The following is a 12964-nucleotide window of genomic DNA, read 5'->3' as shown; positions in this document are numbered from 1 at the left end:
TTTATGAAAATTTGATTCTTGGGTCTAAAAATCCATACAATATATCAACTAATAGATTCATTCCCACAAATACGACTGCCATCATCATTACACTGCCCTGTACTACTGGAAAATCTGATTTGAGTATAGCATCAACTGTATAGCTTCCAACTCCTGGCCACCCAAACACAGTTTCTGTCAATACTGCACCTCCAAGTAATCTCCCTAGCTGTAGTCCTATTACGGTCACTATAGGTATTAGTGCATTCCTAAGTGCATGTGATAGAATTACCACTCTTTCAAACAATCCTTTTGCTCTAGCCGTTCTTATATAATCATGTCTTATTATTTCAAGCATTGTGGACCTAGTCATACGTGCTATTATAGCTGTTGAATATGAAGCTAATGCTATAGAAGGTAATGCAAGATGTTTTAAAGTGCTAATTAAAGCTTCGGTATCTCCTGTTGCTATACTATCTATAATATATAATCCCGTAATTTTGACAGGCTCAAGCCCAAGTTGGATTCTACCTGCTACTGGTAGCCAATGAAGATTAACTGCAAACACTACTATTAGCATAAGTCCAAGCCAAAATATCGGCATAGATACTCCAATAAGCGATGCTATCATACTTATATAATCAATAATAGAATTTTGCTTTATTGCTGATATAATCCCTATAGTTATGCCCAATACAGAAGCTAGGATTATAGAAACTATTGCAAGCTCTACTGTAGCAGGAAATCTTGCAAAAAATTCACTGGTTACAGATTCTTTCGTTATCAATGAATCTCCAAAACTCCCATGCATAATACCTTTTATAAAATCCCAATATTGGATATATAAAGGCTTGTCAAAACCTAGCTCCTGTTGTAATGCTTCTATCTGATCAGCTGTGGCATGTTGTCCTAATATAATACTTGCTGGATCTGTTGTAAATACATGCATAACTACAAATACCATTATTGATATTCCTATTAGTACAGGTATAAGCAACATCAATCTTTTAATAATATACTTTAACATATAACAGTCTCCTTTCTTATTTAATAGTATGTAAAAAGGGCAATCTCAAGATGACCTCAAGATGCCCCTTTAAGTGTTCAATATGTGTTTAGAATCTTAACTACTCTTTATCAATCTTACTTATATTAACAACACCTGTTGGATGAAGCTTGAAACCTTTAATATTCTTAGCTGTTGCTGCCATATCTGTAGCATGTGATATAGGTAACCAAGGAGCTTCTTTAGTTAACTCTTCTTGTGCTTTCTTATATACCTCGTTTCTTTCCTCGCCATTTGGTAAAGTTCTCGCTTTAGCTAAAAGCTCGTCTACTTTTTCACTACCAAAGTTTGCTGAATTAAGCCCACCTTCTATCTCTTTTGAATCTAAAAGGGATAAGAAATTATCTGCATCTCCATTATCACCAATCCAACCATTAAATAGGATGTCTCCTTCACCTTGTCTTACTTTTTGCTTATACTCCTTCCAAGGATAAACATCTATTGTAGCTTTAACTCCAACTTTAGATAGGTAATTTTGAATAGCTTCAGCTAACTTTTGTCCAACTGGGTTATATGGTCTTGGATTAGAATAACATATTATTTTGATCTCTAAGTTTTCTTTTCCTAATTCTTTTAACATTTGTTTAGATTTTTCTACGTTATACTCGTAAGGCTTTATGTCATTATTATATCCTGGTATAAAATCTGGCATGTAACTATTAGCCATCTCTGAATATCCTTGATATAAGTATTTAACTAGCTCTTCACGGTTTATTGCATATGATATTGCCTGTCTTAAATTTGGATCATCAAATGGTTTTCTTTCACAATTAAACGCCATGTAATTAATATTCATACCATTTTGTTTTATAACATTTAACTTATTGTCTTCCATTTGTTTTACATCATTAGGGTCAACTCCGTCGATTATATCAACAGAACCAGCTATTAGCTCACTAGCTCTAACAGAGTTTTCTTTTGTTATTTTAAATATAACTTTATCTATCTTAGCTTTTTCTCCCCAATATTCATTGTTCTTCTCTAGTGTTATAGATTGCCCTTTGTCCCATTTTACAAACTTATAAGGTCCCGTACCTATTGGGTTTGATGCTAGGTTTTTTCCATTTGGACAAGCAATAGGTGCTGCTAAAGCCATTGCCATATTAGCCAAAAACGGTGTATACTTATCCTTTAAAATAAACTTAACTGTGTAATCATCAACCTTCTCAACTTTTTCTACGGCTCCATATGTAAATGATGCATATGGCATATCACTAGTTCTCTTTGGTGGTAATTGTCTCTCTACACTAAATAAAACTGCATCCGCATTAAAAGGTGTACCATCATGGAATTTGACATCTTTTCTCAAGTTAAACGTATATTCTTTCCCATCTTCGCTAACTTTCCAATCTGTTGCAAGGGCTGGCTCAACTTCTGTTGTACCTTCTTTATATCTTAGTAACCCTTCATAAATATTACATGTGACTTTTGCTGACTCTCCATCAGATACATACGCTGGATCCAAACCTACAGAATCTGCGCCTCTTGCATAAATAAGAGTTTTTGGCTTGTCATTGTCAGCTTTTTTATCATCTTTTTTTGGATTATCACCACATGCACTTAGTAGTACTGTACTTAGTACAAACATAGATAACATCAATGCTATAACTCTCTTCTTCATTTTATTCCTCCTTGTTTTTATTGTCTAAAACATAATATTATTATCGGTTTATTTGATTATAACTTTAAAGCAATAAAGTTAAATTGTTATATCACTTTTCCAAATAACTATATGTACTACCCCTTATAGCTAAACGAATTACCTTGTTTAGTAATACCAATATCAATATTATGTTATAGGTTTCCTAATATATTAACACATGCCCATTACTAAATGCAATTGATTTTTATTTTATCGTTAATAATTATTACGATAGCGTTTTCCCGCAATACTTTATTAAACACTATTGTCAATATAGCTAATTTAATATTATGAATATTCAGTAAAATGCTTTCCACAAAATTGGAAAGTTGTCCAAAAATATAGACAAATATCTAAAATTAATATAAATTATCCATAATACTAACCTTTTAGGTATGTATTCTATATGTTAATATAAAAATAACTGCACTATATATGTAAATTGTATAAAATTTTATAACTATAATTTTATTATTTATAGAGTTGGCACAGTTTTCGCATAACTAATAATAGAAATTTCATGAGTAACGAAGGAGGATAACATGATAAGCAAAAACAATAATTCGGTGTTATATTTTGATGGTTGTAATACCATAGATTTGGCAAATAAATATGGTACTCCACTGTATGTTTTTTCTGAAAATGTAATAATTTCAAGATGTAAAGAAATAAGGGAATCTTTCCTCAATAAATATAAAAATACAAAGGCAGTATATGCATGCAAAGCATTCCTATCATTAGCAATGTGTAAAATCATAGAGCGTGAAGGATTAGGTCTAGATGTAGTATCTGGTGGCGAGTTATACACTGCTATCAAGGCAAATTTTCCTGCTGATAAGATAGAGTTCAATGGCAACAACAAATCCCAATCAGAGCTAGAAATGGCTATCGACTATGGAGTAGGAAGAATAATAGTAGATAATTGTTATGAGCTTAATTTGCTAGAAACAATATGTAAATCAAAAAACAAATCCGCTAAGATATTGTTTAGAATAACTCCAGGAGTAAAAATAGATACTCACAAATATATTACAACTGGTAATAAAGACTCTAAATTTGGAATTCCATTAAATGAGAATATCATCTACCCTGCTATAGAAAAAGCTATTAATTCTAAATATATTGAATTTATGGGCTTTCACTTTCATATAGGGTCTCAACTTCATGATAATATATCTCATTTAGCTGCTCTTGATGCTAGTTTATCGTTAGTGAAATACACTAAAGAAAAACATAATTATACAGTTAATGAATTAAATCTTGGTGGTGGTTTTGGTATAAAATACACCAATGATGATGAGCCTAAATCTCTTTCATATTTTATTGACCCTATTATGAATAAGATAAATGATTTCTGTGGTAAAAATCACATTGATGATATGCATGTCATCATAGAGCCTGGCAGATGGATAGCTGGTGAAGCCGGAATAACTCTTTATACTGTAGGCTCTATAAAAACCATACCAAATATCAGAACTTATGTAGCTATAGATGGAGGTATGACTGATAATATAAGACCAGCATTATATCAAGCCAAATATGATGCAGTAATAGCAAATAAACTTGACAGCAAAACATACAAAACAGTTACTATCTGCGGTAAGTGCTGTGAATCTGGTGATATATTGATACACGATTTGAAAACTCCTGAAATTTCTCCAGGAGATATATTAGCAGTATTTAGTACTGGTGCATATGGATATTCTATGGCGAATAATTACAACTCAAATGTAATACCAGCAGTAGTATTGGTAAAGGATGGAAAAGATGAAGTCATTGTAAAAAGGCAATCTTATGATGATATGCTTCGTAATAATATAATCCCAGATAGATTGAATTTTTAATCTTCAATATTCATAAAATTTGATGATTAAGTTGTAAGTTTATAAATTACAAAATTTTAGGGGGACTGATTATGATCAATAAGCCAAAAGCTCTAAAAAAAGGAGATACTATAGCAATCATTGCTCCTTCATCGCCTGTAAAGAATCACCGATATATTAATTTATTGAATGATGTTTTAGAATGCTACGGATTAAACCCTATAATGTACCCTAGTTGTTACGCAAAGCATGGTTTTTTAGCAGGAAATGATTCACTTAGAGCAAAAGATATAAACGACGCTTTTGCTGATAAGTATGTAAACGGTATTTTGTGTATAAAGGGGGGCTATGGAACTCCCAGGTTATTACCGCTATTAGATTATGAAACTATTAGAAAAAATCCTAAAGTATTTATGGGATATAGTGATATCACTGGACTTCATATGGTTCTTAATCAAATATGCCGTATGGTCACATTTCATGGTCCAGTCGGTATGAGTGACTGTTTTGTTAAAAATAAAATGGACGAATATACAAAGAAAAGTATTATAAATAACATATTTAAAACTGATGTCATTGGCTCAGTTAAAAATCCTATCGGTGAAGAAATTATCACTATCAATGATGGGCAAACTTACGGCGAAATAATAGGTGGTAATCTATCCCTACTAGTTTCAACTCTAGGTTCTCCTTATGAGATTGATACTAGAGGTAAAATATTGTTTATTGAAGATGTAGGAGAAATGTATTATAGATTAGATAGAATGTTTAACTCGCTTGCTCTTGCAGGAAAATTCAAAGACTGCAATGGTATAATTCTTGGCACGTGGAATAAATGCGAAAAGGAATACGAAGATTTCTCATTATCATTAGAGACTATAATTGATGAAATAATAAAACCTTATAATAAACCTACGATTAATAATTTTAGAGCTGGTCATATTCACCCTCAAGCAACTATTGCCTTTGGAACAAAAGTAAGACTTAATGCTACTACTAAAGAAATTGAATTTTTAGAATCTGCCTGCATTTAACTACAAATAAAGGAGTTTGATAATGTCTAATTTATTTAGAGATACCATATTAGAAGTAAATATTGATAACTTAGAGTACAATATCAAAGAAATCAAGAAACTTATTGGCGAAGATGTAGCTATAGCTGCTGTTATCAAAGCAAATGGATATGGTCATGGAGGAGCTTTTTTAGCACCTATAATCATAAAGAGTGGCGCAGATATGATTGCTGTTGCTACCTTGACGGAAGCTCTTGAACTTAGGAAAAATAATTTCACTGATGATATACTTATAATGGGATATACTCCCGATAATGTTCTAGAACATACTGTGAAACACGATATAATTCAAACAATATTTTCGCTAAATCAGGCACTCCTATTAGATAAAGTTGCATATAATTATAATAAACAAGCTAAAATTCACATAAAGTATGATACTGGTTTTAATAGATTAGGTTTTAGAGATTGTACTTGTAGTATAGATGAGATTGAGCAAATCTATAACCTCAAACATATATCCCCTGAAGGTATATTTTCACATTTTGCATTAAAAAACAAATCTACCGACAGCATTCAATACAATAAGTTTGTAAACGCTATTAACGAGTTAAAAAAACGCGGTATCATCTTTAAATATAAACATATATGTGATAGTATAGCAGCAGTGGATTATCCAGAATATAGACTAAATATGATTAGACCTGGTGCAATAATTTATGGCTTGAAATCCTATGAAAATGATTCATTAATATTAAAACAAGTTATGACGTTTAAAACAAAGATTTCTCATATAAAATTAGTTTCAAAAGGCGAAGGTGTTAGTTACGGTTATAGATGGATTGCAAAAAAAGATAGTATAATCGGCACTCTACCTTTTGGATATGCTGATGGTTACCCTAGGAATATGAAAGATAAAGGTTATGTAACTATTCACAATCAAAAAGCTCCTATAATCGGTGTAATATGTATGGATCAATGTATGGTTGATTTAACACATGTCCCTAATGTTAAAATAGGCGATGAAGTAATAATATACGGAGACGGTAAAAATAATACCATGAGTATACAAGAAGCTAGTGAATTAGCAGAAACAAATAAGAATGAAATTGTGGCAAGAATAACTCGTAGAACGCCAAGAGTTTATATAAAAAGCAATAATATTATTAAAATTGTTGATTATTTACTTGATTAATTTTCAAATATTTAAAGGAGTAGAGTACATTATGGATTTAAAAAAAGCTGTTAACAGTATATATAACGAATTAGTTGATATTAGAAGAGATTTTCACATGCATCCAGAACTAAGCACAAAAGAATTCAGGACTAGAGATAAAATATGTGAATATTTAACCAAATGGGGTATTGAACATGAAGTAATAGCTACTACAGGTGTAGTTGGTATAATTAGAGGAAAAGAAAGTGGAAACACAGTAGCTTTAAGAGCAGATATCGACGCACTTCCGATTAAAGAAGAAAACAACGTACCATATAAGTCTAAATATGAAGGTATTATGCATGCTTGTGGCCATGATGCCCACGCTACTATACTTCTAGGAGTAGCTAAGTTACTTAAACAAATGGAAGATTCTATAAAAGGAAATGTAAAGCTGTTCTTTCAACCTGCTGAAGAATCAACTGGTGGTGCTTTACCAATGATAAATGAAGGCTGTATGGATAATCCAAAAGTAGATTATGTACTAGGACTCCATGTGATGCCTAATTTGGATGCTGGTAAAGTAGAATTAAAATATGGTAAGTTAAATGCTTCTACTGACAGTGTAAATATAACCATAAAAGGTAAAAGTGGTCATGGTGCTTACCCTGAGCAAGGAATTGATGCTATAATGATAGCTGGCCATGTTCTTGTAGGTCTACAATCTATCGTAAGTAGAAACATATCTCCTTTAAATTCAGTTGCACTTTCTATTGGAACAATACAGGGTGGTACTAGGGGTAATGTAATATCTGATGAAGTAACTATGATCGGAACACTTCGTACATTAGATTCAGAAACTAGACAATATACTAAAGACAGAATAAAAGGTATTGTAGAAAATATCTCTGCATCTTTTGGTGGTAGTGGAGAAGCTCAAATACTCGATGGCTATGAGCCTTTAGTAAATGATTCTGATGTTGTAAATATTATTAAAAATACTTCGGAAAGTTTACTTGGTAGAGAAAATATTGTATTTAAAGAAACGCCTAGTTTAGGCGGTGAAGATTTTTCTTATTTCTCTAATAGAACAAAAGGTGGTTTTTTTCATCTTGGCTGTGGTAATTCTAAAAAACATATTAACAACTCTCTACACAATTCTAGTTTTGATATAGACGAGGAATGTCTAAAAGTTGGTGTAAGGCTGCAAATAGCTAATACTCTTGCTCTATTGGACTTGTAATCTATATCTCTTGATATTACAATTATAAGGAGTGGTATAATGAATATCGAATTTTACAAACTACAAGGACTTGGTAATGACTTTATCATTGTAGATAATAGAAAATACAATCTATCAGACAAAGAACTGTCTACTCTAGCATCAAGAGTTTGCAAAAGAAAACTTTCTGTTGGAGCTGATGGTTTAATGGCTGTGAATAATCCTGTTACTGAAGGTACTGATTTTCTAATGAAATTTTACAATACTGATGGGAGTATTGCAGAAATGTGTGGAAACGGCGCCAGATGTATAGCTAGGTATTCTTTTGAAGAAAATATCGTAAATAAACAAATGTCTTTTGAAACCACCGCTGGAGTAGTTAATGCTGAGATATTAGATAATAGACAGGTTAAAATACAGTTAAACAATCCAAGTGTTTTAGAACTCGACAAAACAGTCTATATTGAAGGAAAAAAATACGAATGTTCTTATATTGAACTTGGTAATCCTGGAGTACCTCACTGCGTTATTAAGTACGATAACTTAGCTAATACTGACAATGATAGTATATTTGAGCTTGGTAGATCTCTTCGATATAATAAAGCTTTTCCAAAAGGGGCAAACATCAATTTTTATGATATAATAGACGAAAATACTGCTATTGTCAAAACATACGAAAGAGGTGTAGAAGACTTTACACTAGCTTGTGGAACAGGCTCTACCTCTGTAGCTATAGCACTTATTCTCAAAGGCATACTAAGAAAAGATACTGTCAATATACTTGTGGAAATAGGAGCTTTAAAAATTAGTTTGTTAAAAGATAATAATGCTATAACAAAAGTATTTCTAACAGGAGATACTAATATAGTATGTAAAGGAATCATAACTGACGAAGATTTAAAATAAACTAAGGAGGGTAACTGTATGAAAGTATATGTAAGTACTGATATTGAAGGGGTAACTGGCTGTAATAATTGGAACGAAACAACTCTTGGTCATAGTGAGTATGCTTTGTTTCAAGAACAAATGACAAATGAAGTCAAAGCAGCATGTGAAGGTATCAATGAAGCTTTTGACAGTAATGTTGAAATAGTAGTCAAAGATTCACACGACTCTGGAAGAAATATAATAATGAAGAACTTACCTGAAAACGTAAAATTGATTAGAGGCTGGACTTCTGACCCCAATATAATGATAGGCGGTATTGACGAATCATTTGATGCTTTAGTTTATATAGGCTACCATTCAGGTGCAGGAGAAAATGGTAATCCTTTGTCTCATTCTATGAATCTGAAAACTAATTACATCACGGTTAATGGTTTGCAAGCTACAGAATATTTATTACATACTTATGCTGCCAGTGAGATGGGAATACCTGTTGTCTTTTTAAGCGGAGATGCAATGCTTTGTGAAAGTGCTAAGATAATAAATCCTTCTATTGAAACTGTTGCTGTAAAAGAAGGGCTTGGAGATAGTACTATAAGCTTAAATCCTAACTATGCTTGTTCATTAATTAAAGAGAAAATAAAAATTGGTCTATCAAAAATTGATGAATGTATAGTTAATCTTCCAGATAGCTTTGAGGTTGAAATCAATTATCAAAGACATCAAGATGCTAGAAAAGCAAGCTTTTATCCAGGTGTAACTTTAATAAACAATACTACTGTAAAATTTGTGGCTGAAACAGCTAGAGATATGATGGTAACTATTTTCTTTATATTATAAAGATGAGGGAGATATAATTTCTCCCTTTTTAGCGTTCTAAAACAAGTGTCTATAGTCACTTTCCATAAAAGCGGATATTCATTTAGTTAGTTTTTGATACCGTAGTAATCACTTAGATATTTTGCTAAATATCATCCTATACAGCTTTAATGATATACATAACTACTGTATATATTCCTACTGTTGATACTATGCTGAAAAATATTCCTAACAAATAATACTCTTCAAAATATCAATCTTTAAAAATATGTTGCAGTCTACAGTGCAACTTTGTTTAGTGTTGCAGTTACAAATGCAACTTTTAAATCCACCGAAAGCCTTCTTGACAAATCTAAACATATTAGTAATACTAAATATAACAAAAAAACTATAGGAGGTATGTTCTTATGAAGGTATTTATAAGTGCGGATATAGAAGGTGTTGCTGGCTGTACTCACTGGGATGAAGTTCGTATGGGAAACATAGACTATCCGATGCTTAGACAGCAGATGACTAACGAAATCAAAGCTGCATGTGAAGGTATCAATGAAGCCTTTGGTGATGATACTGAAATATTGGTAAAGGACTCTCATGCTACTGGAAGAAATGTAATAATAGCAGATTTGCCCCAAAATGTTAGATTAGTTAGAGGGTGGACATCTGATCCAAATTCTATGATAGGTGGTATAGATGATACATACGATGCTGTTGCTTTTATAGGTTATCACTCTGGTGCTAGTAGAAATGGAAATCCTCTATCTCACACCATGAATACTCAGATAAACTATATAAAAATTAATGGTACTATAGCAACGGAATACACGCTACATGCATATGCTGCTGCTGAAATGGGAATCCCTGTTGTTTTCTTAAGTGGAGACAAGATGCTCTGCGAAGATGCAAAACTTATCAATCCCACTTTGGAAACTGTAGCAGTTTTAGAAGGCCTTGGAGATAGCACAATTAGCTTAAACCCTAGCTATGCTTGCTCTCTAATAAAGGAAAAAATAAAGGTAGGTCTATCAAAGATGGAGAAATGCACTATAAAACTTCCTGAAAAATTTGAACTAGAAATCAACTACAAAAAACATCAACTTGCTAGGCGAGCAAGTTTTTATCCAGGTGTTGAGTTAGTAAACGATACTACTGTTAAATACACTGCCAAAACCGCTAGAGACATGATGGTAACAAACTTTTTTATACTATATTAGGTATAAAAGCGACTGCTTTAGAGTCGCTTTTTTGCTATCTTAATTAACTAAAATATGTTTTTCACCGAACTGTTTTTCAACTTTTCAAGCCTGACCCCAAAACCCCACGATCTGAAGTTACTGCTTGCAGTCGCTTTTTTTCTATCTTAATTAACTGAAATATGATTTCACTAAACTGTTCTTCAACTTTTAAATCATAACCCCAATCCGTCTTTAACATAAACGAACCTTCAAACTCATGGAGGTTATAGTTAAGATTAGTTTTAGACTAATCAATATGTTTGCTTGTATGTGATTTCTCATTTTTTAACCTTAAATCATGTATTTCAATTCTTTTAACACTTCCAGTTTTAAACTTTTGTACTCTAGCTATACTATAGCTTATGCAATAATCTAACTTTGTTTTTCAATATCAGCACTTGTTTTTAATGTATTTACAGGAGAAAAACCTAAAATAAGAGCAACTAAAACTTTTTAGTTGCTCTTATTTTAGGTTAAAGCAGTCTATATTACTAAAGTTTAAAAAATTACAAAACAAGTCAAAATATACCCGTTTACAAAAACAGCTCCAAATTCATTTGTATCTAGTACAAGTATGTTTAAAAGGGGTCGCATGAGATGAAGTTAAGTAAAGCAATACTAGACGCGCAAAAAGAAGATAAGCAAGCATTAAAAGAGTTATACGTTGATTTTTATAAATCTATAGTATACTACAGTAAAAAAAATGAAGATATGCAAAGTGATTTAACTATATCATTCTTAGATTTCATATTAAATTTAAATCCAAGCAAAATAAAGAATCGCAATAATAGTCAGATAGCTAAATATATTAATGCTTTTTTAAAAAGTAAATCACTTGGATTATTAAGAAAAAACAATCAAATAAAAACAAAAGAATGTCTTAAAATTAACCAAGAATTATTGAAAAATAGCGCAACGGTAGACTTTGCTAGTAATCTGTTTATTTGTGAGTTACTAAAAGAACTACCAGTACAGCAAAGAAGAATTGTTGTAAGGAAATACATTTATGATTTGTCAGATATAGAAATAGCTAAACAATTAAAAATATCAAGGCAAGCAGTAAATCATTTAAAAAACAGAGCATTGAAAAATCTTAGAAAATACATATCATCCGACGGAGGTGAAAAAGATGGAATCGAATCTAATAGAAATTGCCTCCAAACATGGTATTTGGGCAGTATTGACAGTAATATTAGTGTTTTACATTTTAAAAAATCAAGAAAAACGAGATATTAAGCAAGAAGAAAGAGAAATAAAATATCAAGATATTATAACAAGTCTTACTGAAAAGCTTAATTTAGTTTTAGATATTAAAGAAGATGTAATAGAAATAAAAAAATATGTATTTAAAGCCGATAAAAAGTAACTCGTTAAAATAATTTTTTGAGGGGGTTTACATTTCGATTAGTTTTTTTGTTTGTATATAGTGAGAAGTTAAATTTAACCGGTTAAACTTTCTTAGAAAAAATAAATAGGAGGTTTTAATTTGAAAAAAATATTAATAACAGGTTTCGATCCTTTTGGAGGAGATTCTGTAAACGCTTCTATAGAAGCTGTTAAAAAATTACCTGATACGATAATGGGCTATAGTATCGTAAAACTTGAAGTTCCAACAGTCTTTAGAAAATCTATAGATACTTTAAAGAAAGCAATAGTAAAAGAATCGCCTGATATAGTAATTTGCACTGGTCAAGCAGGTGGTAGTTCTTCTATATCTATTGAAAAAATTGCACATAACTTAGATTATGCTACAATTCCAGATAATGAAGGAAATCAACCTATTAACAAACCTATTTACGATGATGGTAAATATGCCTATTATTCTAACTTGCCTATTAATGCAATTCTTAAGAAATTGACTGATAATAATATATCAGCAGTTATTTCAAATTATGCAGGTACTTTTGTTTGTAACCACTTAATGTATGGTTTGCTTCATATGATTGAAAATGAATTTAGCAATATCAGAGGAGGTTTTATACACGTACCATATTTACCTGAGCAAGCTGGATACCACTTACCTTCTATGCCTCTTGAGACTATAGCTACTGCTCTAAGGTTAACAATAGAAGCTTCGATAGAAAATAAATAAAGTTATAGCTTTGGTTACTGATAGAACTCATTAAA

13 protein-coding genes are annotated in these 12964 nt (G+C 31.5%); 10 read left to right on the top strand and 3 right to left on the bottom strand.

What is annotated here, in order from left to right:
* Position 1 precedes the first annotated feature (1 nt).
* Together P3X86_RS10240 and P3X86_RS10235 are read right to left on the bottom strand one after the other, a co-directional pair.
* Positions 2 to 1006, bottom strand: coding sequence for an ABC transporter permease (locus tag P3X86_RS10240; protein WP_483292593.1), 1005 nt, complete (start codon positions 1004 to 1006; stop codon positions 2 to 4).
* A 100-nt stretch (positions 1007 to 1106) separates the two neighbouring features.
* The gene (locus P3X86_RS10235) at positions 1107 to 2666 is read right to left on the bottom strand and encodes an ABC transporter substrate-binding protein (RefSeq protein WP_483292592.1); all 1560 of its coding nucleotides are present in this window, start codon (positions 2664 to 2666) and stop codon (positions 1107 to 1109) included.
* A gap of 563 nt (positions 2667 to 3229) precedes the next feature.
* On the opposite strand from P3X86_RS10235, the gene lysA reads away from it, so the two are divergent.
* The 7 genes from lysA (at position 3230) to P3X86_RS10200 (ending at position 10816) form a co-directional block, all read left to right on the top strand.
* Positions 3230 to 4531: a diaminopimelate decarboxylase gene (gene lysA, locus P3X86_RS10230; protein ID WP_483292591.1), complete on the top strand. Its 1302-nt coding sequence runs from the start codon at positions 3230 to 3232 to the stop codon at positions 4529 to 4531.
* Between the two features lie 71 nt (positions 4532 to 4602).
* Positions 4603 to 5544 carry a S66 peptidase family protein gene (locus P3X86_RS10225; RefSeq protein WP_483292590.1) on the top strand — a complete coding sequence of 314 codons (942 nt, stop codon included), beginning with the start codon at positions 4603 to 4605 and terminating at the stop codon, positions 5542 to 5544.
* Between the two features lie 22 nt (positions 5545 to 5566).
* Complete coding sequence (alr, locus tag P3X86_RS10220) at positions 5567 to 6718, top strand: alanine racemase (RefSeq protein WP_483292589.1); 1152 nt, start codon at positions 5567 to 5569, stop codon at positions 6716 to 6718.
* 31 nt (positions 6719 to 6749) lie between these two features.
* Positions 6750 to 7922, top strand: a complete 1173-nt coding sequence (locus P3X86_RS10215; RefSeq protein WP_483292588.1) for a M20 metallopeptidase family protein — start codon at positions 6750 to 6752, stop codon at positions 7920 to 7922.
* Between the two features lie 39 nt (positions 7923 to 7961).
* Entirely contained in the window at positions 7962 to 8807 is an 846-nt protein-coding gene (gene dapF / locus P3X86_RS10210) for a diaminopimelate epimerase (RefSeq protein WP_483292587.1), read from the top strand.
* A gap of 18 nt (positions 8808 to 8825) precedes the next feature.
* Positions 8826 to 9626: a M55 family metallopeptidase gene (locus tag P3X86_RS10205; protein WP_483292586.1), complete on the top strand. Its 801-nt coding sequence runs from the start codon at positions 8826 to 8828 to the stop codon at positions 9624 to 9626.
* A 386-nt stretch (positions 9627 to 10012) separates the two neighbouring features.
* A complete protein-coding gene (locus tag P3X86_RS10200; protein WP_483292585.1) occupies positions 10013 to 10816 on the top strand; it encodes a M55 family metallopeptidase in 804 nt (267 codons plus the stop codon).
* 76 nt (positions 10817 to 10892) lie between these two features.
* Here P3X86_RS10200 and P3X86_RS10195 read toward each other — a convergent pair whose 3' ends face one another.
* Positions 10893 to 11036 (bottom strand): hypothetical protein, encoded by a 144-nt coding sequence (locus tag P3X86_RS10195; RefSeq protein ID WP_483292584.1) that lies wholly within the window; start codon positions 11034 to 11036, stop codon positions 10893 to 10895.
* Positions 11037 to 11434: 398 nt separating this feature from the next.
* Here P3X86_RS10195 and P3X86_RS10190 point away from each other — a divergent pair, with 398 nt between their 5' ends.
* The 3 genes from P3X86_RS10190 (at position 11435) to pcp (ending at position 12929) form a co-directional block, all read left to right on the top strand.
* Positions 11435 to 12073: a sigma factor-like helix-turn-helix DNA-binding protein gene (locus P3X86_RS10190; protein ID WP_483292583.1), complete on the top strand. Its 639-nt coding sequence runs from the start codon at positions 11435 to 11437 to the stop codon at positions 12071 to 12073.
* Entirely contained in the window at positions 11967 to 12203 is a 237-nt protein-coding gene (locus tag P3X86_RS10185; RefSeq protein WP_483292582.1) for a BhlA/UviB family holin-like peptide, read from the top strand. The genes P3X86_RS10190 and P3X86_RS10185 overlap by 107 nt, the downstream gene beginning before the upstream one ends.
* A gap of 120 nt (positions 12204 to 12323) precedes the next feature.
* Positions 12324 to 12929, top strand: coding sequence for a pyroglutamyl-peptidase I (gene pcp / locus P3X86_RS10180; RefSeq protein WP_483292581.1), 606 nt, complete (start codon positions 12324 to 12326; stop codon positions 12927 to 12929).
* The last annotated feature ends 35 nt before the right edge of the window (positions 12930 to 12964 follow it).

This window comes from Abyssisolibacter sp. ZYX002 (genome assembly GCF_056892235.1).
The sequence above is the reverse complement of the archived record's forward strand: the minus strand, read 5'-3'. Positions and strand labels throughout refer to the sequence as shown.